Annotated in this window: 21 protein-coding genes and 2 pseudogenes; 7 read left to right on the forward strand and 16 right to left on the reverse strand. The window is 61.9% G+C overall.

Annotated features, from left to right (window positions below):
* Positions 1-318: 318 nt before the first annotated feature.
* The 3 genes and pseudogenes from BO1_RS57685 to BO1_RS19140 form a co-directional block, all read right to left on the reverse strand.
* Positions 319-417, reverse strand: a pseudogene (locus BO1_RS57685) (type II toxin-antitoxin system YoeB family toxin); the annotation flags it as partial.
* Positions 418-438: 21 nt separating this feature from the next.
* Positions 439-894, reverse strand: coding sequence for a universal stress protein (locus BO1_RS19135; RefSeq protein WP_322788535.1), 456 nt, complete (start codon positions 892-894; stop codon positions 439-441).
* Between the two features lie 307 nt (positions 895-1,201).
* The gene (locus BO1_RS19140) at positions 1,202-1,891 is read right to left on the reverse strand and encodes a CBS domain-containing protein (protein ID WP_028218939.1); all 690 of its coding nucleotides are present in this window, start codon (positions 1,889-1,891) and stop codon (positions 1,202-1,204) included.
* A gap of 438 nt (positions 1,892-2,329) precedes the next feature.
* On the opposite strand from BO1_RS19140, the gene BO1_RS19145 reads away from it, so the two are divergent.
* Positions 2,330-2,842: a universal stress protein gene (locus tag BO1_RS19145; RefSeq protein ID WP_028218940.1), complete on the forward strand. Its 513-nt coding sequence runs from the start codon at positions 2,330-2,332 to the stop codon at positions 2,840-2,842.
* Between the two features lie 478 nt (positions 2,843-3,320).
* Here the strand turns inward: BO1_RS19145 and BO1_RS61255 are convergent.
* The 9 genes and pseudogenes from BO1_RS61255 to BO1_RS19200 all read right to left on the reverse strand — a co-directional run bounded on the left by BO1_RS61255 (position 3,321) and on the right by BO1_RS19200 (position 10,855).
* A pseudogene (locus BO1_RS61255) lies at positions 3,321-3,995 on the reverse strand (Tn3 family transposase).
* Positions 3,996-4,065: 70 nt separating this feature from the next.
* The gene (locus BO1_RS59285) at positions 4,066-4,785 is read right to left on the reverse strand and encodes a hypothetical protein (RefSeq protein WP_156992319.1); all 720 of its coding nucleotides are present in this window, start codon (positions 4,783-4,785) and stop codon (positions 4,066-4,068) included.
* A gap of 78 nt (positions 4,786-4,863) precedes the next feature.
* Positions 4,864-5,220: a Rieske (2Fe-2S) protein gene (locus BO1_RS19170; RefSeq protein WP_028218944.1), complete on the reverse strand. Its 357-nt coding sequence runs from the start codon at positions 5,218-5,220 to the stop codon at positions 4,864-4,866.
* Between the two features lie 154 nt (positions 5,221-5,374).
* Positions 5,375-5,758, reverse strand: coding sequence for a BON domain-containing protein (locus BO1_RS19175; protein WP_028218945.1), 384 nt, complete (start codon positions 5,756-5,758; stop codon positions 5,375-5,377).
* Between the two features lie 32 nt (positions 5,759-5,790).
* Positions 5,791-6,948, reverse strand: a complete 1,158-nt coding sequence (locus BO1_RS19180; protein WP_028218946.1) for a porin — start codon at positions 6,946-6,948, stop codon at positions 5,791-5,793.
* A 139-nt stretch (positions 6,949-7,087) separates the two neighbouring features.
* Entirely contained in the window at positions 7,088-7,948 is an 861-nt protein-coding gene (locus tag BO1_RS19185) for an SDR family NAD(P)-dependent oxidoreductase (RefSeq protein ID WP_043285431.1), read from the reverse strand.
* A 13-nt stretch (positions 7,949-7,961) separates the two neighbouring features.
* Positions 7,962-9,266, reverse strand: coding sequence for an MFS transporter (locus BO1_RS51725; protein ID WP_043285434.1), 1,305 nt, complete (start codon positions 9,264-9,266; stop codon positions 7,962-7,964).
* A 107-nt stretch (positions 9,267-9,373) separates the two neighbouring features.
* Positions 9,374-10,423 (reverse strand): BKACE family enzyme, encoded by a 1,050-nt coding sequence (locus BO1_RS19195; protein ID WP_028218948.1) that lies wholly within the window; start codon positions 10,421-10,423, stop codon positions 9,374-9,376.
* Between the two features lie 36 nt (positions 10,424-10,459).
* Positions 10,460-10,855 (reverse strand): carboxymuconolactone decarboxylase family protein, encoded by a 396-nt coding sequence (locus BO1_RS19200; protein ID WP_028218949.1) that lies wholly within the window; start codon positions 10,853-10,855, stop codon positions 10,460-10,462.
* Positions 10,856-11,022: 167 nt separating this feature from the next.
* Between BO1_RS19200 and BO1_RS19205 the strand changes: the two genes are divergently transcribed.
* Positions 11,023-12,042 carry an AraC family transcriptional regulator gene (locus BO1_RS19205; RefSeq protein WP_028218950.1) on the forward strand — a complete coding sequence of 340 codons (1,020 nt, stop codon included), beginning with the start codon at positions 11,023-11,025 and terminating at the stop codon, positions 12,040-12,042.
* 117 nt (positions 12,043-12,159) lie between these two features.
* Here BO1_RS19205 and BO1_RS19210 read toward each other — a convergent pair whose 3' ends face one another.
* From BO1_RS19210 to potE, 4 genes are all read right to left on the reverse strand, one after another.
* On the reverse strand, positions 12,160-13,830 hold the full coding sequence (locus BO1_RS19210) for a bifunctional aspartate transaminase/aspartate 4-decarboxylase (protein WP_028218951.1): 1,671 nt from the start codon (positions 13,828-13,830) through the stop codon (positions 12,160-12,162).
* A gap of 122 nt (positions 13,831-13,952) precedes the next feature.
* The gene (gene aspT, locus BO1_RS19215) at positions 13,953-15,638 is read right to left on the reverse strand and encodes an aspartate-alanine antiporter (RefSeq protein ID WP_028218952.1); all 1,686 of its coding nucleotides are present in this window, start codon (positions 15,636-15,638) and stop codon (positions 13,953-13,955) included.
* A 91-nt stretch (positions 15,639-15,729) separates the two neighbouring features.
* Positions 15,730-17,412 carry an aspartate-alanine antiporter gene (gene aspT, locus BO1_RS19220; RefSeq protein WP_028218953.1) on the reverse strand — a complete coding sequence of 561 codons (1,683 nt, stop codon included), beginning with the start codon at positions 17,410-17,412 and terminating at the stop codon, positions 15,730-15,732.
* 115 nt (positions 17,413-17,527) lie between these two features.
* Positions 17,528-19,774 carry a putrescine-ornithine antiporter gene (gene potE, locus BO1_RS19225; protein WP_028218954.1) on the reverse strand — a complete coding sequence of 749 codons (2,247 nt, stop codon included), beginning with the start codon at positions 19,772-19,774 and terminating at the stop codon, positions 17,528-17,530.
* A gap of 667 nt (positions 19,775-20,441) precedes the next feature.
* Here potE and arcD point away from each other — a divergent pair.
* From arcD to BO1_RS19255, 5 genes are all read left to right on the forward strand, one after another.
* Positions 20,442-21,923 carry an arginine-ornithine antiporter gene (gene arcD / locus BO1_RS19230; protein ID WP_043285436.1) on the forward strand — a complete coding sequence of 494 codons (1,482 nt, stop codon included), beginning with the start codon at positions 20,442-20,444 and terminating at the stop codon, positions 21,921-21,923.
* A 16-nt stretch (positions 21,924-21,939) separates the two neighbouring features.
* Positions 21,940-23,196, forward strand: coding sequence for an arginine deiminase (arcA, locus tag BO1_RS19235; RefSeq protein ID WP_028218956.1), 1,257 nt, complete (start codon positions 21,940-21,942; stop codon positions 23,194-23,196).
* Positions 23,197-23,252: 56 nt separating this feature from the next.
* On the forward strand, positions 23,253-24,263 hold the full coding sequence (locus tag BO1_RS19240; protein ID WP_028218957.1) for an ornithine carbamoyltransferase: 1,011 nt from the start codon (positions 23,253-23,255) through the stop codon (positions 24,261-24,263).
* A gap of 93 nt (positions 24,264-24,356) precedes the next feature.
* Positions 24,357-25,301, forward strand: a complete 945-nt coding sequence (gene arcC, locus BO1_RS19250; RefSeq protein ID WP_028218958.1) for a carbamate kinase — start codon at positions 24,357-24,359, stop codon at positions 25,299-25,301.
* A gap of 34 nt (positions 25,302-25,335) precedes the next feature.
* The gene (locus tag BO1_RS19255; RefSeq protein ID WP_245643838.1) at positions 25,336-26,790 is read left to right on the forward strand and encodes a patatin-like phospholipase family protein; all 1,455 of its coding nucleotides are present in this window, start codon (positions 25,336-25,338) and stop codon (positions 26,788-26,790) included.
* Positions 26,791-26,795 lie beyond the last annotated feature (5 nt).

Raw genomic sequence — 26,795 nt, forward strand, 5'->3', positions numbered from 1 at the left:
TGTTCACGAAAAATTGACTTGAAAATCGGTGCCGTACCTGCTTAGCAGTGCTTCAAGTTCGGCGTCGATGGTTTCGCGTGTCCAAGTCAGGGCTCGACGCCATCGGTATTTCAGGTGCCTCCAGACAAAGCAGAGGATTTTTTGGTTAGCGATCGCGGATCAGGTCCGACGACATGGCGATGCGCTGGTTGCCGCGACCGCCAACCAAAAAAATCTCTGCCAAATGAAAAAAGTTTGATCACTTTTATTATGTTAAATTAACGCGGCGTCCAAGTTCCTACCCGGGAAATGGTAGTGCCAGGAGGCGATGCGGACCTGTTAGTCGTCAGCCTCATATATACGGCGATTCGCATCATCGATACGCCGTGACCAAAATAGCTTGGCCTCCAATGCTTCTGGCCTCCCAATTCTTTCGAACGGCGCGCATTGCCTCTCGCGCTAACCTCGAACAACCAGTACCGGGCATGGAGATATCCGGAGAAATCCCTCGGCAACACTGCCCAGCACTGCCCTGCTCACGCCATGCCTGCCGTGGGTGCCCATTACGACCAGATCGGCGTCCAGCACGGCCGCACAGCGCCGCAAACATTCGACGATCGAGTCAGATTTCCCTAGCGTCTCGCAGATTTCGACGGAGATCGTGACTTCCTGGGCGGCCATCGCTCGCCGCACTTCTTCCAGCGCCTTGCGACCGTCCTCATTGAGGACCCTGCCGAGCGCATCGGGATCGAAGTAGCCGCCGTATGGAGCAAGGCCCCATTTATGGACAACGTAAACAGCGTGCACGCGCCCGTGACCGAAAGCTGCGAGAGCGAGGGCTTCCCGCGTGGCGCGCCGCGCGGACCCACTGCCGTCCACTGCCAGCAGGATCCTTCTATAAATGGGCTTTGTCATACGTCTGGTTTCCTGATGCGTCGTAGCTCTGCTCGGCTGGTTCGTGAAGCTGCGTGACGCCGAATGCGCGCCCAAGATCCGATGGTTCTATCCGGCGGTCTCCTTCTGAACGAAGGAGCACGACTCGCCCAGGATAAGCAACCGGTCTCAGTTTCGACTGATCTCGATCAATTGATTTTGAATCGAGCATGCTGTGGCAGCTGGCGACCGACGCTCGCGTTGCCCGTCGATCTCAACCGCGGCATTTGTGACCTTCGTCTGCTGAACCAAATTGACAAGATCGAAGTTGAGGTTAGCCTTTTTTGTGTCACATGCCGGGTGCTATCGGATACGGCTCAGTGTGGTCTTCGACACGCTTCACCCCTTGAATGCCTCCCGCAGCGGTGCGCATGGCCTGCACTGCCACAGCCGAGCGGTAGAATCCCCACAGGTGCACCACGCCGTCGCGCACGACGATATTTTGTCCCGCAAAGGCCCAAGGATGGCTCGCAATTTCTCCCATGAGCATCGCCCGTATTTCGCGGTCGGTCGAATCCACTTCCAGCGGGGGCTCATCGACGGCACTCGCCAAAGCCTGCACGAGATTGGCGCGGCTGACGATGCCAACGACCTGACCACCTCGCATGACCGGTACACGCTTGATACGTCTTGTTTCGAAGATGTTGGCGACCTCGGAGAGAGGTGTCGCTTCATCAACTGAAACGACATCTGTTGTCATCACCTCCGCGACCAGATTACCGTGTGACTTGACGTAATCCTTCGCATCGCGGCTCGATGAAAATAAATCAAGCCACCAGGAGTGGTAGCGTTCCTGAGTTTCGAGTTCTGCCCGGCGTATCAAGTCGCCTTCGCTCAACATTCCCACTACGCTGCCGTTTTTGTCGATTACTGGCACACCGCTGATACCATGGTCTACCAGGACCTTCGCAGCTTCGCGTACCTGCATTTCCGGCTTTACTGAAACGACGGTTGAGGTCATTACATCTAGAGCGCGCATTGCTGGTCTCCTATTTGGGTGTCGGGAAGCGCCAGGACTCACGGCGAATTTCAAGAAAGGGCAGTTGGCTCAAGCCGCTGTAAGTCGTGCCGGCGCGACGTTTGGCGCGAAGACCCGGCTAGCGACACCACGCTGGAACCAGTCGCCCGGCAAGACAACTTTGGGGCACGCTTTTGTTTGCGTGGCCCCGTGCAAGGCCAGCCAGCCTCCACCTGCTTATTCAGCCTACGAAGGGAAGGCACCCACCATGTTGACCTGAGTCAAAGCTCTGCGCTCTGTGAATTGCACCCTGCCCTCGCGCTCGCTCAGGTGTGTCGTGAAGCCGGAGCCGCCGGGACCGCGCTGGCCTGGGGCATCGTATCGTTTGACTTGAATCAACCAGCTGAGGCCAGTCGACCGCAATCATGGACACACCGTGCCACCGACACCGAGGTCCCAATGTACTCGCAAATTCTCGTTCCGATTGACGGCAGCCCGACCGCGGCGCGGGCGTTCGATACTGCGTGCAAACTGGCCCAGGAAACCGGAGCGCAGTTGCAACCACTCTATGTCGTCGCGGCTCCGTTGTTGGCTTACGATGCTCCCGGCAGCGATCACGGCATCATACGTGACGCCTTTCTACATGAAGGGAGGGCCGTGATGAAGAAGGCGCTTGCGTCAATGGATCGCGATGGCGTGCAAGGCACTCCGCGGATCGTCGAGCCCGAAAAGGCGGGTGATGACATTCCGCACTGCATCCTGCGCGCGGCCCGGGACTTTAAAGCTGATCTCGTCGTTATGGGCACGCATGGCCGCAGCGGGGCGCGCCGACTCATGCTCGGCAGCGTTGCAGAACGGTTCCTGCGTATCGCCGGGTGTCCCGTGCTGATGATATCCGCGCATGGCGACAGACAATCCAACGGCGATGACGTGGCAACCGAACCGGCCGAGTCCGCAAAGAAGACAGCCTGATCTGAGCGTTCGAAAGGGGCGCGAACCTGATTGCGGCCCGCTACGCCCGTTCTAACCACGCGCGGGAAGCAAACTACTGACGCAAATAGGCATCCGGGCGCTGCTAGTGCAGACGTTCGTCGCGTTGGCACGCGCACGTTCGAACGGCAGTATCGGAGCAGGCACGCGAGCTTCGCTTGGGGATCGGGCTGGCTGCGTCTTGATTCGGCATAGGTAGTATGCCTAGCCTTGATTTCAATCCATTTTGCGACGGCAGGTTGATCGTGGCTTGATGAGGATTTGCGCGGCGCGCCCCGTCAAAATACCTCACCAAATCAGGCACCTCCGGTCTCCCTGTCTGGTCCCTTCCATTTTTGATCGCCAGCCGAAGCGTTTGCGCGCCGATGTGCCGCACGGCTTGCGCCCATAGGACGGAACTCAAGTAGCGGCGCACCGACGGCGATTGCTGCGGTTCAAGCTAGCCGTCGCTGCGTGGCATTCAGGTCGGTGGCGCTCGGCAGCAAATGATGTGCATAGCGTTCGATCGGGAAAATGAACGTTCAGCGCAGGTTGATACCTTCGAGATGCGCCGCAAGTCGCTCGCCTGAACGGATTCTCCACTCATCGCCTCTATCTGGTCGTCCGCGCCCTGCATGTGGATCGTGTTCCACGCCATCACGGTATTGGAGAGCAGCGCCAGTGCCGAGGGTACCGCCGCGAGCGGGTCATTGTTTCCGGCTAGTTCCAGTGGCATGTTGCCGGTGTGGATCGCCCGCTGCACCGAATCCACCTCCGCCCCACGATTGAGCACGTGCTGCAACTCAAGTAGTCGATCAGACAAATCGTGCGGAATAGCCGCCCGATATGGACGCAGCCTGTATAGCGGTTGTCCGCGTGCGGCTGAACCGAAGCGCGAGAGCGCCTACACCACCGTGCATTGGCCGGTCTGCACTGAGGCAGCGACGCGAACAAACTCGTCCAGGATGCCCACAACCAGATCCATTCGGACGTCGCGGTCGGTGACAGCAGTAAGCTCTGCAGGGACAGTATGATGCTGCGGGACGTGCTGGCGCCGGTCACGAAGATGCGAGAGTCGCGGGCACAGGTCAAAGCCTAAGGCCCGCGACAGCCCCATCGCATAGTCCATGGGTATCGACGGCAAGCTGGACAACATCGTCGGCACCGCTTTGACGAATCAAGCCCTCAATCGCTGCCCCGGCCTGACGGTCGTTGAGGACAATGGGTTAATCGTAGAAGATGCCACAGCGATCAAGATGCACCGCACTGTCGATACGTACGTCGCCGCGCGTGGTTGCGTCGCGCAGCACGATCAAGCTCTGGTCAAGATGCTCGATGAGCGGGCCGAGGAATTCCCTTGAATCCTGCGGCAGCTTCAGATGCACATAGAAATGATTGCGCTTCGTTTTCCATTCGTCTGGAGGGATCAGGAGCATCGCCTGGTTGCGGAACGCGAAGCTGCGAGCGACGAAAACGGAACCATTGCGCAATGCGACGCGCAGCGCAAAGTGCGTCGCCGATTCGAAAGCCAATAGCGCCTTGTACCGGTCATAGCTGTCGATCGCTTCTCGCCAGGCCCGCCCGAGTCGGACTACGACGCGGTCCGGTAACACGTAGCCCTTACAGGCATAAAGTTCCCGCAGCACGTCAAGTGCGCTGATGACGGGATGGACGGTCTGCGCTTCAAACGGCAGGCGGACGAACCTGGCGAGTATCGCGCGGGCTTGCCCTCGTTTTGCGAGCAGGCGTGGGCGAACCACGCTTGGCCGACGTGGTGCACGTTGGCCAAGCGCCTGGTCGGCCAGCGCGCATACCCTCATGCTGAGTTCTTCGCGCGTTAACGCTGCGTCAAGCGCGACCGTTTTCACAGCTGACGCGAATTCGCGGAGTCTCGCATTCGGATCTACTGCGATTGATTCGACCGCACGCGTCGCGTCGTTGACCACCTTCCGGATCCAGCGACGCAGCGTCCCCCAACCTTCCAACGTTTTCTACTGCAGGTGTGTATGACTCTCGCCCGCGAATCACGTTGCCGTTCGACATGCCGGTGCCTCGCCGGGACTCGCGTACTGCCCTTCCAGGCTCATGACCAGCTTCCCGCAGGCTACGTGAACGCGAATTTTCATCAGGCTCAAGCCGCCTGCACCCGCCGTGCAGCCGGTGCGCAGATCAAAGCGCAGGCCGTGTGCAGGGCAACGCAAAACGCGCCCCTCGAGTTCTCCGCTCGCGAGCGAGGCGCCACTGTGAGGACAGGCGTTGTCGATCGCGTAGATCGTGCCATCGATGTTGAACAGGACAATGCTGCGACCATCGACAAAGGCAAGCTTGCGCTGGCCGGGTGCAAGGTCCCCGGCAACGCCAATTACGACATGACGCGTCATCTCAAATAAACTCGCGAATCAGTGTTTCTGCCATTAGCCATTCGCAGCGAGCGTGGCGATGGTCGGGTAAGCAGCCGGCAGCGGCGTCTCGAGGTCAACTGGCGCGGCAAGCAGCGCGCCCGTGGGTGGTCGCGCCGCCTGCTGGCCTGCCGGTCTACTGGCCGCCGAACGGCTTCTTGACGCTCAGCCGGTTGGTGATGGACATCACGCCCGGAACGCCCCGCGCGATCTCGGCGACCTTGTCGATCTGGGCTCCGTCCACAACCGTGCCGTCGAGCGTCACCGCCCCGCTCTTCGCAATGACGCTGATGTCACCGGCATTGATCTCCTTGTGCTTGACGATCTCCGCGTAGACTTTCCTGCGCAGCGCGCGATTGGGCGTGCGGATGTTCTTTGCCGTCATGCCGCTGGAAGCGGCAATCGCGGCAGCGTTTGAAGCGGCGAGCGCTTCGCTCGCGCCAGGCTGCGCCCAGGCGTGAATGGATGCCAACGCGATCAAGGCGGCGCCGGCGTTCCTGATCGCCTTCTTTGTCTTCATGGAATGCTCCCGTTTTTTCGAGCGGATGGGTATCAGAAGCTATGGCGGATGCCGACCATCACCGCCGTGCTCGACCGGCCTTTCGGAACCGGTGCACCATACGTGATCGTCTGGCTCATGTCGCCGTGATTGTCGACGTAGCCGACCTGTGCGTAAGTAAGGGTGGCCTTGGACAGGTTGTACTCGGCGCCCAGCGCGTATTCGGCCGAGTGGTTGGCGCCCATGTTGCGGTCATGCAAATAATAGAAGCCCGAGGTGATCCTGAAGACCGGGCTGAACCTGTAGCCGAGCCCGCCGGAATACATCTCCAGATTGAACCCTTTGGGCGCGTTCGCATTTGAGGGATTGCGTGCGCGGCTATATGACGTCGAGACCGAGAAGCCGTGGAAGGTGTACTGCCCGCCGAGATAGTAGAACTGGTTGTTGTTCAGGCCAGTCGAGGGCGCGGTGGCGATCGCGCCGGTTTGCAGGTTCGCCGTGAACGGGCTGGTGTCGTGCCCGTTGTAATAGACAGCCGCGAGGTTCAGGCCGTAGTTCGAGTACTGCAACACGGCCGACTCGCGGGTGCCGCCCTGGAATTGGCCGGGCACCCCGCCTGGCGCATATTCGAGCGCGAGCGACGCGCCGTAGAGCTTCGGCGAGCGGTAGACGATCGCGTTGTCATCGTAGAGCGCGCCAATCGGTCCGTTCGTGCTCAAGCCCTGCCAGCCCGCCGCCTGGTTCAGACCGAGCCAGCCTGTCAGGACGGAGCCGAAGTACTGGGCGCTGCGCACGTCCGTGTCGGCCATCGCGTAGATCATCGGCACGATCTGGCGGCCCGCGTCGATCGCACCGAACGGGCCTGACACGCCAAGGGTCGACTGCTGGTTGAACAGCACGGTCACCCCCGGCGTATCGGACAAACCGGATTTGCCATTGGTGGTGTTGAAGGCGCCTTGCAACTTGAAGTTGACCTTATAGCCGCCGCCGATATCCTCGGTGCCCCTCAAACCCCAGATGCTCGAATAGATCCCTCCGTCCTTGAGTTCGTAGACGTGTCCATTATTCTTCGGGGACTGAAAGCTCGAGGCGTTCGCGCTCTGATAGAGGAAACCGGTATCGACGGATCCGTACAACGTAACCGACGATTGCGCGTGCGCCGCACTGGCGAACACGACAAGCGCTGCAGCGCCACTCCACTTCAATTTCATTTGGTATCCGAATTAATGTTGAAATTTCCGGGCAGCCCCGGCGAGCGTACTTCGGGATTCGTCAGTTGTCAGTTCGTGGAACGATGCGCGATGCACAATGTGGATCGCGCCAGACTCGGCGCATAGATGCGCCAAATACTCAGATCACCGCTCCGCCATTCGGGCTGATGACCTGCCCGACCAGATAATGGTGATCGCTGGCCAGATGGACAACGGTGGCCGCATATTCCTCGGGGGTGCCGAGGCGCCCCGACGGAACCATCTGCCAGAGCCGGTTGCGCGCCTCGTCGCCGATCGTGTCGAGGTACGCGTTGAACTCGGGCGTCGCCACCCCACCCGGCGCCAGCACGTTGACGAAGACATTTGCGCCGGCCACCTCCGCTGCCAGCGCCTTGCTGAACGCGATCACCGCGCCCTTGGTCGCGCTGTAGTGGGGACTGTGCGCGCTCATTGCGCTGATGCCCGCAATCGAGGCCACGTTGACGATCCGCCCATAGCGCTGGGGCTCCATCAGCTTGAGCGCTTCACGCGCGCAGTAGAAAACGCCGTGGACATTCACACCCCAATAGTGATGCCAGTCCTCGTCGCTCATGCTGCTCGTGAAGCCGAGTGACTGCCGTGGCACGGGCGAAGTCATATACCCGTAGTGAAGATTGCGCCGGCGCGTGTCATCCGGCCGGTTCGGCGTGAGCGCCGCATTGTTCACGAGGATGTGAAGCGTGCCGAAGCGCACGGCCACTTGCGAGAACATGCGCTGCACGTCGGCACTCGACGACACGTCGCAACGAAGCGCGAGACATGGCACGCCCTCGGCCTCAACTGCAGCGCGCGTCGCCTCGAGGGTCTCGGGATCGACATCGCAGACCGCCACGCTCGCGCCGGCCTGGGCCAACGCGACCGCGCACGCCCGGCCAAGACCGGGGCCCACGCCCGTCACGAGCGCCACGCGCTGCGCCAGCACGCCCTCGCCGGAATGGGTTTGCCCGGGAACGTTATTCATGTTTGGACTTCCTTCAGTTTTGAGCTTGTTGCTGTGATGCGCCGACACACGCCCGCTCCGGTGCCGTATCGCCGGGTGCCGCTCGTGAGCGGGCGTGCCTCGCCAATGCGAGGAAGCACGGCAACGATGCAATGGCGAACAGGTCGGTCCCGAGCAGGACCCAGGTCAACGGCGCATGAACGCCGGCCTTCGCGAGACGGTCGCTCAGCGCGCCGGCAGCGAAGTTTCCGAGTGCGAACGCGAAAAGGTTGATGAGTGTCATCGTCAGGCCCGTGATCGTCGAGCGCATGCGCGTCGGAACGTGGCTCTGGATCACGCTGATGGCCGGCCCATAGACCGCGAGCGGCAGGAAGGCGCCCGCGCACATTCCGGCGTAGAACAACGGGGAACCTGCAGGCGCGAACCGGTAGGCGATCATCAGCGGCGCGCATACGGCTACCAGCAACGCCATGAAGCTTGCGTGCCCGCCGGCGAAGCGCCGCGCGAAACGGTCGCCCCCTGCGCCGCCGACGACGGCACCAAGCGTGCCGAACAGGATCTGCGCGCCGCCGATGAGGCGCGTGATTCCCGCTGGATCGAGCCCGCGTTCGCGCACGAGCCACAGCTGGGCAAACGAGAGGCCGGCGAATATCAAATGCACGAGGACGAACCCGGTGATCGCCAGTTGCAACGCGGGGCTGCCACGCATCACACACAGCACCTCGCGCAGTTGTGCGGCGAATGGCGTGCTGCGTGCGGCGGCCGCATGTTGCTCGCGCTCGTCCTTGAGGAACGCGAGGGCCACGGCCATTACCGCGCCGATCACGCCAAGGCCATGGAACGTCGCGCGCCAGCCATAGACGGCGCCAACGGTGCCGGCCAGCACGAAGCTCGAACCGACCCCGAGCGGGATGCCGATGAAGAACAGTCCGAGCGCTGTGGCACGCCGGCGCGCCGAAAAGACCTCGGCGAGGATTCCGACTGCCGCCGGCACCAGCGCCGCCTCACCCGTCGCCACGAGCAGGCGGGCCGCCACCAGTTGCCCGAAGCTGTGAGTGGAACCGGACGCCGCCGTGCATACGCTCCAGACGACCAGTCCCGCCGCGATGACGCGTGTGCGGCTGAAGCGGTCCGCGCAGGCGCCCATGACGATCGCCATCACAGCGTAGCTGAGGACCCAGACGGCGCCCACCAGGAGTCCGTACTGGGCGTTGCTGATGCCAAGTTCGGCGACGACGGTCGACGAGAAGCCGAGCAGGATGTTGCGGTCGATTTGCGCGAGGATATGCGTGACCAGCAATGTCGCCAGTACCGCACCGGGGTAGTTCTTCCATGCCATGCAGGTCTCCATGAACCGCATCGCCGCAGCGATGTCGTGTCACGTGCTACAACAACGGGGTTTGCGGGGCTGCGAGGGGGCCAAACCGCCTTGCAGCCCCGTGTGCATTACGCCGCGATCTGGAAGCCGCGCTGGCCGGGGCGGCGATTCGGCGTGTAGCCCAGTGCGTTCAGGGTCTCGTCGACGCTGCCGTAGTGCTCACCGATGCGGTAGATACGGCGCGCGTCCTCGCCGCTCGCCACATCGCGGTGCAGTTCGCGGGCGATGCGGACCGTCTGCTCGACCTGCTGCACCGACGTCATGCGCTCGCCGGCCTTGCCCCAGAGGTTGTCCTCGATACCGACACGCACGTGCAGACCCATCGCGATGGCCATCGTGTTGAGCGGCAGCACGTGGCGCATCAGGCTTTCGACGCTCAGCACCGCGTTTTGCGGGCAGCGGTTGATGAACTCCATCAGGTTGCGCGGATTGGGGCCATCCGCCCCGCCACCGATCGCCACCCAGTTCAGCACCAGAGGACCGGTGTAGTGGCCGCGCCGGATCAGCCGTTCCACAGTCTCGAGCTGGCCGACGTCGCCGAGCATGAAGTGCGGCTGAATTCCGGCGGCCTGCAGTCGCTTCAGGTGCTCCTCGACGAACGCCGGGCCCGACGGGATCCACATTTCCTTGTACGCCTGGAAATAGGCGGGGTGGCCCATCGAAGTGTCGCCGCAGTCCTCGGCGGTGAGCAGCTCGGTGACATTCATCTGGTTGGTGTTGATGGCGATGGTCACCTGGTCGGGCGCGGGCGTGAGATCGGCCAGCATATGGCGCGTGTCGTCATTGAGCCACTTCGCCGCTTCGCCTTCGTTTTCCGGCGCAAACGAGATCGAGCCGCCCACCTGCAGCACCATGTCGGGCACGGCGTCGCGCAGTCGTGCGAGCATCTCGTTGAACTTCGACAGGCGCTTCGCGCCCTTGCCGTCCTCCTCGCGCACGTGCACGTGGAGCACGGTGGCACCGGCGTTGTAGCAGTCGACCGCCTTCTGGATCTGCGCGTCCATGCTCACTGCGATGTCGTCCGAGTCGCTCGGCAGGAACTGCGGGCCGTAGGGCGCGACCTGGATCACAAGCTTTTCCTGGTTCTCGGGCAGGAGGGAGTCGTCGAGAAATTGCATGATGGGGTCCTATTGAAATCTGGAATTGGGGGGTGCTTACTTCTGGACGGCTTGCGCACGGCTTTCGTGCGAGGCGGCCTCTTCGAGCAGGATCGGGGCCGCGAGGCTCATCGTGTGGATCCCCAGCACGGAGACACACTGGAGCACGGCGGTGATTTCTTCCTTCGTCGCCCCAAGTTCGAGCGCCTTGCGAATGTGGCGCCGCACGCCGGGCGCGTACATGTGCGTGCATGAGGCGTCGACGGCAATCGCGATGAACTCGATCGTCTTCGCGTCGAGCACGCCGGAGAGCATCGGCGCAGTGCCCATTGCCATGAACTTCTCCGTCCAGTCGGGATCGAGCGCCGCGAACGGCTCCCAGTTCGGGTTCCAGTTGCCGCTCGCGCGCAGCGCATCGCAAATCGGCGTCGCCGTGGCGTCGTTCGTATTCATGGGAAGACTTCCTTTGCGTTCCATATCAGTGGGTCAGGTCGAGGTCTGCATGGCACACCCTGGCGCGCCGTTACAGGAGATGCATCGATTTTAGGGAGGCAGCTTCGCGGCCGCTTGACTTTACGGGACAATTTATTAACATAGAGTGCCAACGCGGGAAGACCCTGATGCCGAAACTCGTTCGCAGCGCAAGCCTCACCCATTACGCCGAAATAGCCCGCGCGTCCGGGCTCGACCCCTATCTCATGCTCGCGGAAGTCGGACTGCCGGCTGACTGCCTGAGCGAGGCTGACCTCAGGATTCCGGCCGAAAAGGTTGCGTTGTTGCTCGAGCGCTCCGCTCAGGAGAGCGGGGTCGAAACATTCGGATTGCTCATGGCGGAGACACGCCGGGCGTCGAACCTCGGTCCGCTTGCACTCGCGGTGCGCGACGAGCCAACGCTGCGCCACGCGCTGAATGCCGCGGCGCGATACAGCCACCTGCAGAACGAGGCGCTGTTCATCCGCGTCGAACAAGACGGCAACCTAGCGATCATTCGGGAAGAACTGCTGGCAGGCGAAGGCGTGCCGGTGCGTCAAGGGGCCGAACTCGCGCTCGCGGTCATGTTTCGCCTCTTGCTCTTTTTCCTCGGCGACGAATGGCACCCGAAGTCTGTCTGCTTCACGCACGGGCCGCCCTCTGACCGCACGGTCCATACGAGGATCTTCGGACCGAACGTCGAGTTCGGCCATGCGTTCACGGGTATCGTCTGCGATGTCAACGACCTCAAGTTGCCGCTGCCTTCGGCCGATCCGGTCATGGGCAAGTATGTTCGCCAGTATCTCGGCAGCGAAGCGGTCAATCAGTCGCTGTCTGACGACGTGCGCAAGCTCGTCTTTCTCCTCCTGCCACAAGGTCGTAGCACGATCGACACGGTCGCGCGCCATCTGGGCATGAGCCGCCGCACGGCGCACCGCCATCTTGCTGATGAAGGCGTGAGTTTTTCATCGATCCTCGAGGAGGTGCGCGGTGAACTGGCGCTGCGTCATCTGGAGCGGCGCGAGCGGCCATTTTCCGAGATCTCTGGCTTGCTCGGATTCTCGGAGCCGAGCGCCTTCACGCGTTGGTTCAGAACGCGATTCGGCAGCAGTCCTAGCCAGTTCGAGGCGTCAGCGAAACGCCCGCGTGCGAAGCGGAAGGCGGGCTAAACGTCGGCCGGCATGCCGGTGTGAACGCGAGATCGTTGAGCCGCGATCCGGCATGTAAGGCCGGATCGCGGCCCAGACGTCAGATTCAGGGTGGCGGCCTGCGAGCCGCCGCCGCCCCTACTTCTTCGGCGCAGGCAACGCGGACGGATCGAGATGCTTGCCGGTCTCGTCGTTGTAGCGCTGCACATACTCCTCGGTGAGCTTGCGCACCGCGCGGCCGATCTTGCGATAGTCCGACTCATTGAGGTTCGCAAGCGAGACGCGCCCCGACGGGTGCGGTGTGCCAAAGCCCATGCCTGGCAGCAGCACCACGCGCGCCTCTTCTGCAAGACGGAACAGCAACTCGTTGGGCTTCACCTGCTTCAGGAGCCAGTCGACGAAGTCGCGCCCGAAGCGCCTCTCGCCCATGTACTCCATGTCGAGGATCGTATAGTAGTCGACCTGGTTCGGATCGCCCTCTTCGTAGGGAATGCCCATCTCCTCGAAGAGCGCACGCTTGCGATGGCGGATGAGGCGCTTGAGCGCATTCTTGTAGGCGTCGGGCGTGTCCATGAGTGAGAACAGCGAGAACAGCACCATCTGAACCTGCTGCGGTGTGGAGAGGCCCGCCGTGTGATTGAGCGCGACAGTGCGGCTGTCGGCCACCAGACGATCGATGAACTTGAGGTGGTCCGGATCGGTCGTGATCGACTCGTAGCGCTTGTGCAGTTCCTTCTTCTCCTCCTTCGAGAGCGCCGCGAGCGTATGGTCGAGCACGTTGTCGCGGTGCGTAGCGATGGCGCCAAGACGCCAGCCTGTCGCGCCGAAGTATTTCGAGTAGGAGTACACGAGAATCGTGTTCTTGGGCGCGAGCGCAAAGAGCGAGACGAAATTATCGGCGAAGGTGCCATACACGTCGTCGGTCAGGATGATGAGACCCGGGCGTTCCTTCACGATTTCAGCGATATACGCGAGGCTCGCGTCGTCGATCTTCACTGATGGCGGGTTGCTCGGGTTCACGAGGAAAAAGGCCTTCACCTTCGGGTCACGCAGCTTGTCGAGTTCCTCCTTTGAGTATTGCCAGTTGTTCTCAACGGTGGCGTCGACCTGCACGACGTTCAGCTGGTAGTCGTTCAGTTTGGGAATCTCGATGTAGGGCGTGAAGATCGGCATGCCGAGCGCAATCGTGTCGCCTGGCTTGATGAGGAAGTTCTCTCGCATCGTGTTGAAGATGTACGTCATCGCCGCCGTGCCGCCTTCCACCGCGAATACGTCGAACTCGCCGACGAACGGATGCTTGCCGATCATCTCGCGGCGCAGGTACTGCCCGATGATGTTTTCGGTGAGCTTGAGAATGCGGTCCGGCACCGGGTAGTTGCAGGCAAGAATGCCCTCGGTCATCTCGTAGAGGAAGTCGCCCGCCGAATACCCGAGTTGGTCGCGCACGTACGACACTGCGCCCGCGAGGAAGGCGATGCCGGGCTGCCCCTTGTTCTCGCGCACAAACAGGTCGAAGCGCTCGATAATGCCCTCGCGTTGCGGGAAACCGCCCACGCCCTCTGGCATGTAAGCAAACGAGCGCTCAGATTCGCGCATCGCGAAGAGGCCCAGTTGCCAGAAGCCGTGGCGCGGAATGGTTGCGAGGAAGTTGGGGTTGCCGCGGCCCGCGTTGAGCATCGAGATATTTGCTGGGCGCGCCGCCGCGCTGCCGCCTGCAGCCTTGATCAGTTCGTCTTTCAATTCGAACGGGCTCAGTGCTTCGAGACCTGACATTTGCTTCTCGCCGTTGCCGTTACCTTTCGTTGCCATAATGCTCTCCGTTGGAAGACTTTGCGCGTGCCGTGCGACTTGCGCTTGCTTGCGCCTGTCCGCCATGTCGACGGATCGAGGAATGGGCCGTGCACGCGCGTACGGCCCACGTTGACTTCAAGTCATGCAAGACCGACCACGAGCGGCCCCAGCAGCGTGAGCAGCACGTTGGCGATCGCGTAGGTGATGGCGAACGGCACGGTTGGCACCGCACTTTCCGCCTTGTCCAGAACCCCGCCGAAGGCTGGATTCGCGCTGCGCGCGCCGGACAGCGCCCCGGCGAGGATGGCCGCGTTGGTGTACTTGAGCACGTAGCGGCCGAACAGCATCGTGAGGAAGAGTGGGACGAGCGTGACAACCACGCCCAGCAGGAAGATCGTGAGGCCGCTCTGCTTGATCGTCACGACCGCCTGCAGGCCCGAGTTCAGCCCCACCACCGCCACGAACGCCGCAAGCCCGAAGTCCTTGAGCAGTTGCGACGCCGCGGGCGGCATCACCCCGTACATCGGATGCTTGCCGCGCATCCAGCCGAACAGCAAGCCCGCGAGCAGGCAGCCGCCGCCCGAGCCAAGCGTGAGCGGAATGCCCGCCACGTTCACGACCACAAGGCCAATCAGCAAGCCGAGCACGAGGCCCACGCCCATGTAGATGAAGTCGGTCTTGTTGCTGTAGGCGAGCTCATAGCCAGCGAACTGGACCGCGCGCTTCGTGTCGGTGGCGGTGCCGTAGATGGTCACCACGTCGCCGTGCTCGAGCTTCGACTCCGGCAGTAGCGGCACGGGCTGGCCCGCACGCTCGATCCTTTCGATGTACACGCCGTGGCGCAGATCGCGATCGACGTTTTTGCGCACCTCAGCGATGGTGGTGTGGTTCATGCCCTTTCTCGTGAACACGAGCTGGCGCGTCTGCATCACGAGGCTCATGCCGCCCGAGTCCGGCACTTCCGGCCCGAGCAGCTCACCCACTTCGACCATCTGTTCGCGGCGCCCCACGATCAGCACAAGGTCTTCGCGGCTCAACACGAACTCGGGCGTGGCGTCGATGACCTTGCCCGCGCGGCGGATCTTTTCGATCGCCACGAAATCGCCCTCAGCCAGCTCGATCTGCTTGACCGTCCTGCCGGCGCCCGCCTCCACCCGAAACACGCGGCCGAACAACTCAGGCAGCGCGGTGGTCTGGCCTGGGCCCGCAGCTGCACTGCCGCCCGACATCTCACGCTCGGCGTCCATGGAAGCGTCCTTCAGGGTACGGCCCATGAATTTCGGCAAGATGTTTACGCAGACGATGATCGCGCCGAGCGAGCCGAACACATAGGTCACGGCGTAGCCGACCGCGACATCGGCCTGGAGGGCCTTCACCTGGTCGGCTGGAAGCCCGAGGCGCGCAATGGCGTCGCCGGCCGTGCCGATGATCGCTGACTGCGTCATGCCGCCCGCGGCGAGACCCGCGGCCAGACCCTTGTTGAGGTGAAAGAGCTTCGCGCAAACGAGCACCGTGATGAGGCCGGCCAGGGCCATGAACACCGCCATGGCGATCTCGCGCAGTGTCTTGCGGTTCAGCGAATTGAAGAAGCCGGGCCCGGAGTCGTAGCCTACCGCGTAGATGAAGACCGCAAACATGACTGCCTTCACGCCGCTGTCGACCGTCACGCCCACCTGACTGATCACAACCGCAGCGATCAACGAGCCACCCACGCCGCCGAGCTGAAACTTGCCGAAATTGATCTGGCCGATCCAGTAGCCAACGGCCAGAGAAAGAAATAGCGCGATCTCAGGAGATTTGTGAAAGATGCCATGTAGCCATTCCATCATGTCCTCGCTTTGGAAAAAGAGCCATCCATTGCCATTTGAGGATGGATGGCAAGCCAGAATCATCGCCGGCTGACCGGACCCACCTTCGTCAGCCGAATTTCGCCGCGAGTCCGACGACGACGGGCCCCATGAGCGGCAAGAGGATGTTCGATAACGCATAAGTGATCGTGTAGCCGATCACGGGAATCGAGTTCCCCGTCACGCCGACGAGCGCGCTGATCGCCGGCGTGCTGCACTGTTGCCCAGCAATCGCGCCGAGCAGCATCGGCGCTTCGAGCTTGAGGAACATGCGCCCGATCCACAGTGAGAGGAGCCCCGGAATCAGTACCATCAGGATGCCGGCTGCCGGCAGCGCGAGGCCGTACTCGCGCACGAGCTTGATGGCGTCGTGCCCGGCCGAGAGCCCTACGGCCGCGATGAACGTGGCAAGGCCGAAGTCCTTGAGCACCTGCGCGGCAGCCGAGGGCAGCGAGCCCACCACGGGGAAATGCGAGCGTGCCCAGCCGAACAGCAGGCCGGAGAGCAGGCAGCCACCGCCGGTGCCGAGCACGAGCGAGACGCCACCCACGTTCACGCCGAAGCGCCCGATCAGCATGCCGACCAGCACGCCAAGGCCGAGATAGACGAAGTCGGTCTTCTGGGTCTGCTGGATCACGTAGCCTAGTCGCTTTGCGCCACGCACCACGTCCGATGGCGCGCCGAGCAGCGTGAGCACGTCTCCGCGATGCACAACCGTGCCGGGCAATGCGGGCACCGTGGTGTCGAGCCGCGTGATCGCGCCCACGTAGATGCCACGGCCGGCCTCCGGCGAGGCGCGCTCGCGCATCTGCGCGAGCGTGAGACCATTGACGTCGCGTTGGGTGACCATCACGTCCAGGCGGTGTGCGAGCACGTTCATGAAGCCCTCGCCCGACACCTCTTCGCCGAGACTTCCCGATGCTTCGATCATCGACTGCCGGCGCCCCGCAATGCACACGGTGTCGCCCGGCTGCAACACGAACCGCGCGTCGGCGTCGAGCTGGCGGCCCTCGCGCAGCACGCGCTCGACGGTGATGTTGTTACCAAAGCGCGCCTCGAAAGCTGCGATTGCCGTGCCGGCCGCGGGCCCCACCTTGAACGCGCGCCCCACGAGTGGCGGGAGAGCCAGGCGCTGCCCCTCCTCGAGCACACCCTCGCCGCCGAGCGAGCGATACAGGCGCGCGGCCTCTTCGCGCAGATTGATGCGCAGGATGAGCGGCGCGATCTGGCTCGTGAACAGCACGATGGTGATGAGGCCAAAGAGGTAGCTCACGCTATAGGCAGTCACTACGTGCGCCTGCAGTGCGCGTACCTGGGCGTCGCCGAGACCAAGCTTGGCGATCGCCTCGGACGCCGTGCCGATCACCGCCGACTCGGTTGCAGCGCCGGCGAGCAACCCCGCGGCGGTGCCCGCATCGAGCTTCATCACGGCAACGGCGATCATGACGAGCGTCATGACCGAGACGATTTCGATGATCGACAGGATGCCGTAGCGCCAGCCACGACCGACGTTGGCGAAGAACTGCGGACCGCCCGTGAAGCCGAGCGCGAAAATGAAAAGCGCAAAGGCGATGTTCTTGAGGTCGGGGGCGATGCGCGCCCCGGTCTGGCCGAGTACGAGCGCGACGATCAGCGTGCCACACACGCCCCCGAGCGAGATCGGTCCGAAGCGGATCGACCCGATCAGGTAGCCGAGCGCAAGGCTCACGAACAGGGCAATCTCGGGTTGCGACTTCAGCAAATCGACGATCATATCGGGGCCCCCGATTTACGCTTGATTGATCCCGAAAGCGGATCGGGATATTGCAGCCGTGAGTCCCGCTGCAGCGGGCAGCACGACGTCGTTCATCCGCCGGGCGTGCGGTCATTCACTCCGGCAGCGCGGCAAGGCGAAAGAAGCTGAGAGCATCCGCGTCAAGCTCCCCAAACCACCTTCCGTACAGGATCGCAATCCCCGGCGACCTGAACAGGCGGCTGAGGGTCTTGTCCACCAGAAGGCGTAGCCCGTCGTCTCCGCGCGCCATGCCGATCGCCACAGGAATCGTCGTGAATCGACGATCGAGAACAACCAGGTCGCTCGCGGCGGAACTTTCGCCCACCGCTGCAAGCAGCAATGAGCGTTCTGCGAAGAAGACGCTCGCCTGGCGGTGAATGACCTTCTGCACGCCCTCCTGCATGGACGAAACGGAAACGACGGTTGCAGACATGTCGAATTCGCCGAGCTTCCCGGCCACCCAACGCTGTGCCGAAGACCCTGCCACGACCGAAACCGTTTGCCGGGACAGGAGCTGTGCGGGCGCTGCGCGCCATACCGGATGCGACGGCCCGACACCGGAAAGAATCTCGTGGAGTCCAGCAGGCGCATCGGCACGGAGAACGGCGCCGATACCGCCCGGAAACACCGGGATGGAGAAGGAGACGGTTTGCCTGTTCGCGAGCGTGTCGGTGGCTCCGCACAACAGATCGACCCGCTTGTCACGCAGTGCGCGCAGATCATCGCCTGGTGCAAGCGGAATCCACTGCACCTTGAGGGTGGCGATCCCCAACTCGCTCTTGATCTCCTCGGCAATCTTCTGGCAGAGCGTGATGGTGTAGCCTTTCACCTGCCCAGCATCGTCCTTGTACGCAAACGGACGTGCGTTGGCAAGGTAACCCATGCCGATATTGCCGGATTGCTTGATTCGCAAAAGCGTTGCGCTCACTGCTGGCTCTTGCGCGTGCACCGGTTGCGGCACGAAGGCCGAAAGCACCAGGATGGCGATGGCTATCGCAGTGACCGACGAGGCTGCTGCCGTGCGCCCCGTGGCACTCGATGAAACGAAGCGAGGTGCCATGAAGCCGTAGACCACGTAACCGATCACCATGACCAGCATGCCACCCAGCACCGCATCCTTGCCCGATGCGTAGATCGCATAGACAGAGTACGCCAGCGCCACCCCGTTTACTGCCGCGTTAAGCCGGTACTTCGTCCCTCCCGTGCCCGCATTGCGCATCATGACAAATAGCGCAGACAGCGAGATGATGTAGGGAAGCACATTGGTCACAACGGCAAGGTTGACAAGCGCCTCGAATTGTTCATTCAGATTTGGCGAAATCGTGGACAAGGCCATCAGCGATTGCACGATCCCCATGATCACCATCCCCCCGACGGGTGCGCCCTTTTCGTTTGCCTTGCCAAAAACAGAGGGGAACATCCGTGCGTCGGACGCGTCTTTGGCTGTTTGCGCAAGCGTGAACTGCCAGCCAAGGAGAGAACCGACGCACGCCATTGCGGCAAGTGCCATGACGATCGAACCAGCTGCAGGACTGAACATCCGGGCAAAAGCGAGGCCGAAGGGCCCCGTCGATTGCGCGAGATCGGCGTTCGGGATGATGCCCTGAATCACAGCGGTAGAGAGAATGTAAATGACCGCCGCGCCCAACGTGCCGCACATACATGCCAGAGGAACATCGCGCTTCGGATTCTCGACAGCCGATGAGTTCTGCACCGCTGATTCCATGCCGAGGAACGCCCACAAGGTGAGCGCGATGCTCGAACCCATGCCTTCCATGAAGTGCAGCCCCTTCGGATTCCATGCCGCTGCAAAAGTATCGCCATGGAACCAGAACCAGCCTGCGACCGATATGAACCCGACGGGCAAAATGACACCCCACACCGTTACAGAGCCGATGCGTCCCGTTACCTTTGGACCTCCGAAATTGGCCAGGGTGGTCAACCACAACAGACCGATCACCCCAAGGCAGGTGGCGACTGGCGACGATGTCAGCGCGGGAAAAAATGCGGCGAGATAGCCGACCGCGGAGCTCGCCACTGCCACATTCGCAATGGCGATCGACAGGAAGTATAAAAAGAAGACCTGGAAGTAGCCGTCCTTGCCATAACCGTCTTCCGCGTAGGCGGCCATGCCGCCCGCGCGCTGATTGAGCAGCCCCGCTTGCGTGAAGCCGTATGCAATCGCAAGCGAACCGATTGCCGTGACGAGCCACGACAGCAACGAAATCGCGCCAACCCTGGCCATGTTGGCGGGCAGCATGATGATGCCCGATCCCATCATGTTGACAGTGACGATAAACGTCAATTGCATGACATTCATCTTTTTCTGTTGGTCTGCCATGGTCATTCTCCTCCACTTCCTGGTCACGCTTTCGTTCGGGGGGCGCGTCAAGCTCGCGGCTCATGCTATCCGGAACGTCGATGCAAGAGTCCCTGACTGCGATATGGCGCGGCCACGCCTTTGCCTCAGGAATAAACACTTAAACAATCGCGACTCGCTTAAGCATCTTGTGAAATGAAATGGGGATGGTGCGGGCTTTCACGGAATGTGGATTCATGGCCCCTCCTCGAGGCAGAGCCCTTTCATTAAAGTGCCCAGCGTTCAGAGCAAATTGACGTAGATCAATGATCAAAAATATGTGTCTAATGGATTAAGCACTACGAACTTTCAAGAAGGATGTGAAACATCAGCACATGTTCAACCGATGAAACATCGAAAGAATTCACACCCTCCACTCGATGCGTTCTGTCACGCTAATCTTTACCGGAACGGTTACACGACGATAGGTTGATTCAGGTCAATTAGCAGACCATATCCGCTTATACGCTGATCATGTGCTTAAAGGACGTCCGGTCGTTCGCGCTCAAGCAGGCGCGAACCAGGTCGCCGATTGAGACACCCCTGGTACCGCCAGCAAGGCAAGTTTATTGGTCGGCCATTCATAAAAGAACCGACCGGTCCGCGACTACCCTGCTGCATCCCAGCAAGCGCCTGAAGGAGACCTCACATGTCTGGTTCTGTATCCCGGCCCGCATCCGATGCGAATGCAAAGCCGTCGCCAGCCTCCGCAGTAAGCCCGAAGCTCCATCTCGGTGCTCTGACCGCACTGGTGGTGGGCTCGATGATAGGGGGCGGTATCTTCTCACTCCCCCAAAATATGGCCGTTAGCGCCGACGCCGGCGCGGTGCTGATCGGTTGGGCCGTCACAGCGATCGGCATGCTGACACTGGCGTTTGTCTTCCAGACCCTTGCGAACCGCAAGCCCGAGTTGGATGGTGGCGTCTACATCTACGCGAAGGAAGGCTTCGGCGACTACATGGGCTTCTCGTCGGCATGGGGGTACTGGATTAGCGCCTGGCTGGGCAACGTCGGCTACTTCGTGTTGCTGTTCAGCACGTTCGGCTATTTCTTCCCGGTCTTCGGCGAAGGCAACACGCTGGCTTCGATTGCATGCGCCTCCGTCCTCCTGTGGGGTGTGCATTTCCTTGTCCTGCAGGGCATCAAGGAAGCGGCATTCGTCAACTTGATCACGACCGTAGCCAAAATAGTGCCCATTTTCCTGTTCATCCTGATCTGTCTCTTCGCGTTCAACACGCACATCTTCACGAGCGACTTCTTCGGCCTGAACAATCCCAAGCTCGGCAGCGTCGCGAACCAGGTCCGCAACATGATGCTCGTGACCGTCTGGGTGTTCATCGGGATCGAAGGCGCCAGCATCTTCTCCGCGCGCGCCGAACGGCGCTCCGATGTCGGCAAGGCGACCGTCATCGGTTTCACCGGCGTGCTGCTCGTCCTCGTGCTCGTGAACGTCCTGTCGCTTGGCATCATGACCCAGCCACAGCTCGCCGCGCTGCAAAATCCGTCGATGGCCGGCGTGCTCGAGCATGTCGTCGGCCATTGGGGCGCCGTACTCATCAGCGTCGGCCTCGTGATATCGCTGGCGGGCGCTCTTCTGTCGTGGGTGCTGCTGTGCGCCGAAATCATCTTTTCCGCCGCGCGCGACAGCACGATGCCCAAGTTCGTGCGCAAGGAAAACGCGAAACAGGTACCTGCCAACGCGTTATGGCTGACCAACGGCCTCACCCAACTGTTCCTGCTGATCACGCTGTTCTCAAAGGGCACTTACCTGTCGCTGATTTATCTCGCGACATCGATGATTCTCTTGCCCTACTTCTGGTCGGCGGCCTACGCGCTTCTCATTGCCTGGCGCGGCGAGACCTACGAGCGCGAACCCAAGGAACGCAGGAAGGACCTCGTGATCTCCGCGATCTCGGTTCTTTACGCGATCTGGCTGCTCTACGCGGGCGGACTAAAGTACGTCCTGTTGTCGGCGCTGCTCTACGCGCCGGGTGTGCTCCTTTTCGCCAAAGCCAAGCGCGAAGCCGGGCAGCGGGTCTTTACGAAGATCGAAAAATCTATTTTCTTTGCTGTCGTGATCGGCGCCGCGATCGCCGCATTCGGCCTGTACCAGGGCTTCCTCACGCTTTGATTCCGGGAGAGACATGATGGTCACGGACACAATCCGATATGGCGTTCATTCCGAGGCGGGCAAGTTACGCAAAGTGATGGTCTGCTCACCGGGCCTCGCGCACCAGCGGCTGACACCGAGTAATTGCGACGAGTTGCTGTTCGACGACGTCATCTGGGTCAGCCAGGCCAAGCGCGATCATTTCGACTTCGTCACGAAGATGCGCGAGCGTGGCGTCGAGGTGCTGGAGATGCACAACTTGTTGACGGAGACCGTGCAGAATCCGGAAGCGCTGAAGTGGATCCTCGAGCGCAAGATCCGCCCGGACACCGTCGGCGTCGGCCTGGCCAACGAGGTTCGCTCGTGGATGGAAGGGCTCGAGCCGCGCAGACAGGCGGAGTTCCTGGTGGGCGGCGTAATCGCGGAGGACATTCCAGACACCGCTCACAGCAGCATCCTCAAGATGTTCCGTCAATATCTGGGCTACTCGAGCTTCGTCCTGCCACCGCTGCCCAACACACTCTTCACGCGCGATACGACTTGCTGGATCTATGGCGGCGTCAGTCTGAACCCAATGTACTGGCCGGCCCGCAGGCAGGAAACGCTGCTCGCGACCGCGATCTACAAGTTCCATCCCGACTTCGCCGGTCGAGCGTTCGAAGTCTGGTACGGCGACCCGGATGAGGATCACGGTGCGGCGACGCTCGAAGGCGGCGACGTGATGCCGATCGGGCGCGGCATCGTGCTCGTCGGGATGGGCGAGCGCACGTCCCGGCAGGCGATCGGTGCGCTTGCGCAGCGCTTGTTCGCGCAGGGCGCGGCCGAGCGGATCATCGTCGCCGGGCTGCCGAAGTCTCGGGCGGCGATGCACCTCGACACGGTGTTCACCTTCTGCGATCGCGATCTCGTCACTGTGTTCCCCGAAGTCGTGAAGGAAATTGTCGCATTCTCGGTGCGGCCCGATGAAGCCGCGCCATCGAAGCTCAGCATCCGCCATGAGCAGAAGCCGTTCATCGACGTCGTCGGCGAGGCGCTCGGCCTCCCGAAGCTGCGCGTCGTGGAGACGGGCGGCAACAGCTTCGCCGCCGAGCGCGAGCAATGGGACGACGGCAACAACGTGGTCTGCATTGAGCCCGGGGTGGTGATCGGCTATGACCGCAACACCTACACCAACACGTTGCTTCGCAAGGCGGGCGTGGAGGTGATCACGATCGCCGCGAGTGAACTGGGCCGCGGCCGCGGAGGCGGCCATTGCATGACATGCCCGATTGTCCGCGATCCCATCGACTATTGATTCGTGGCGGCGCCCCTCCGAGGCGCGCCGCTGGACTCACCGACATGGAGAACACCATGGCTTTCAATCTGCGCAATCGAAGTCTCCTGAGCCTGATGCACCATACCGACCGCGAGCTGCGATACCTGCTCGACCTGTCGCGGGACCTCAAGCGTGCGAAGTACACCGGCACCGAACAGCAGCATCTTAAAGGCATCAATATCGCACTGATCTTCGAGAAGACGTCGACCCGCACCCGCTGCGCGTTCGAAGTCGCGGCTTACGACCAGGGGGCCAACGTCACCTACATCGATCCGCATTCCTCCCAGATCGGACACAAGGAAAGCATGAAAGACACGGCGCGAGTACTGGGGCGCATGTATGACGCAATCGAGTACCGGGGCTTCAGGCAGGACATCGTCGAAGAGCTGGCGAAGTTTGCCGGGGTGCCCGTCTTCAATGGTCTGACCGATGAATACCATCCGACCCAGATGCTTGCCGATGTCCTGACCATGCGCGAATCCAGCGACAAGCCGCTAACGGCAATCAGCTACGCGTACCTGGGCGACGCTCGCAACAACATGGGCAATTCTCTGCTCCTGATCGGTGCGAAGCTCGGGATGGAAGTGCGGATCGCAGCGCCGAAGGCGCTCTGGCCGAACGCAGAGCACATCGAGGCGTGCCAGCGTTTCGCTGCTCAAAGCGGTGCGCGCATCATGTTGACTGAAGACGCGAAAGCGGCCGTCAAGGGAGTGGACTTCGTGCACACGGATGTCTGGGTGTCGATGGGCGAACCGATGGAAGCATGGGGCGAGCGCGTCCAGCAATTGCTTCCGTATCAGGTCAACATGGATCTGATCAAAGCCTCGCAGAACCCGCAAGTCAAGTTCATGCACTGCTTGCCCGCATTTCATAACTGCGAGACGGAAGTCGGAAAGCAGATCGCCGAGAAATATCCGGTGCTAGCGAACGGAATCGAAGTCACCGAAGAGGTCTTCGAGTCGCCGTTGAACCTCGCGTTCGAGCAGGCGGAGAACCGCATGCACACGATCAAGGCGATCCTTGTCTCGACGCTTGCCGACATCTGAGCAAGCACGTCGAACTAGCCACTGCGCGGTGGCGCGAGCTGCAGCAACGCTTGCGCCACCTGCCCGCTGGCGTACATCTGGAGGTGCTGCGTCATGCGTATCGTGATTGCGTTGGGAGGGAATGCGTTGCTGCGGCGTGGTGAGCCGATGACGGCCGAGAATCAGCGCGAAAACGTGCGGCTCGCCGCTCGCCAGATCGCGTCGATCGCGCCGGGCAACGAAATCGTCATTGCACACGGCAACGGCCCGCAGGTCGGTCTGCTTGCGCTCCAGGGCGCAGCGTACAAGGAGGTCGAGGCTTATCCGCTCGACGTCCTTGGCGCGCAGACGGAAGGGATGATCGGCTATCTGATCGAGCAGGAACTCGGCAACTTGCTGCCTTATGAAGTGCCGTTCGCAACGATTCTGACGCAGGTCGAGGTCGATCCGCGCGACCCAGCTTTCCAGCATCCGACCAAGCCGATCGGTCCGGTTTATTCGAAAGAAGAAGCAGAGCGTCTCGCGAAAGAGCGGGAATGGAGCATCGCCCCGGATGGCGACAAGTTCCGCCGGGTGGTCGCGAGCCCGCGGCCGAAGCATATCTTCGAAATACGCCCCATCAGGTGGCTGCTCGAGCGCGGCACGATCGTCATCTGCGCCGGCGGCGGCGGTATCCCGACATGCTACGACGTGAATCACAAGCTGGTCGGCGTCGAAGCGGTCATTGACAAGGACCTGTGCTCGGCTTTGCTTGCACAGGAGCTCGCCGCGGACATGCTCATCGTCGCAACCGATGTCGATGCGGCGTACGTCGACTGGGGCAAGCCGGGCCAGAAGGCCATTGCAGCGGCACATCCCGACGCGCTCGAGAAGCTCGGCTTCGCGTCGGGCTCGATGGGGCCGAAAGTCCAGGCAGCGGCCGAGTTCGCTCGCAACACAGGAAAGCACGCGGTGATCGGGGCGCTGCCTGACATCATCGCGATCACGCAGGGCCACGCCGGCACCAGGATAAGCGTCGACACGCCCGGCCTGCACTATCGCGAGAGTGAGCGCGGCTAGCGCGGGAGCGTCATGGCGCTGGAGAATGAGTCCGATGCCTGCCTCGCGCATGTTCCGATCGCTCGCTTTCGCGGCGCTGCTCCTGCTCGCCGCGTGCGCGACGCGCCCCATCAATCCGCCTATCCTTCACTACAATACGAACACGACAGCTCAATACGAAACGCCGAAGTGGAACAGGGAAAGGCGGCAGGATTTCGTCATACTGGCATTTTCCGGCGGCGGCACGCGCGCCGCAGCGTTCTCGTATGGCGTGCTCGAAGCGCTCCGGCGCATCGAGGTCGTCGGCAGATCGGGCAATCCCGTGCGCCTGCTCGACGAAGTCAACGTGATCACCGGCGTCTCGGGCGGCGGCTTCACCGCACTCGCGTACGGGCTCTACGGCGAGCGGCTGTTCGACATCTACGAAAGAGACTTCCTCAAACGCAACGTGCAGCGCGAACTGGTCACGCGCATCGCGAATCCTTTGAACTGGGGCAAGCTGTTGTCGCGCGGCTATGGCCGCTCCGAACTGGCTGCCCAGCTGTACGACAAGATCCTGTTCCACGGCGCAACGTTCGCGGACCTCGAGCGAACGCCGGGCCCGATAATCGCAGTCAGCGCGACTGAGCTCTCCTCCGGTTCGCGCCTCGTATTCACGCCACAAAATTTCAATGTCATGTGCGCGGACTTGCGTCCGATCTCGCTTTCGCGGGCCGCCGCAGCCTCGTCGGCGGTGCCGGTCCTGCTGTCGCCGATCACGCTCAACAACTATGGCGGCAGTTGCGGCTATACGGAACCCGTCTGGCTCGCACCGTTCACGGAACTCGCCGACGCGCCGAGGCCGGTCGGCCGCGTCCTCAAGCGCCTTCAGGAGATACGCGGATTGGGCAACGCCAAGAACGACCCTTACTTCCATCTCGTGGATGGCGGCGTTTCCGACAACCTGGCCTTGCGCGGGGTGCTCGATTTCATCGAAACCTTCGAAGCGCTCCAGGAGGCCGGCCAGCCGACGCCCATCGACAACGTGCAGAGAATCGTCATTTTCGTCGTCAATTCCATGTCCGCCCCGTCCAACACCTGGAACCGGTCAGAGAATCCGCCCAGCAGCGTGACGATCCTGACCAAGTCGATCAGGATACCGATCGAGCGCTATTCGGGAGAATCGATCGAGCTGCTGAAAGACATCAGTGCCCGCTGGGCGTCGATGCGCGCGGTCCGCGCCTCGGCAACGTTCGCCAGTAGTGAGATTCCCAAGGTGACTTACGCCGAGAAGTCACCCGATGCTGAGATCTATGTCATCGACGTATCATTCGCGGCACTAAAGGATCACGCGGAGCGTGACTATCTCAACGAATTAGCAACAGCGTTCGCGCTTCCCGACGAGGCGGTCGACCGTCTGCGGGCTGCCGCGCTAACGCTCATTCTCGATTCGCCGGAATTCCAGCAGATGCTTGAGGACGCGGGTGCCCATCTCATCGTGCTGCCCCCTCCCCTGCCCTCGGCAGAGTAATGGGT

It is taken from the genome of Paraburkholderia oxyphila NBRC 105797 (assembly GCF_000685075.1).
Classification (GTDB): domain Bacteria; phylum Pseudomonadota; class Gammaproteobacteria; order Burkholderiales; family Burkholderiaceae; genus Paraburkholderia; species Paraburkholderia oxyphila.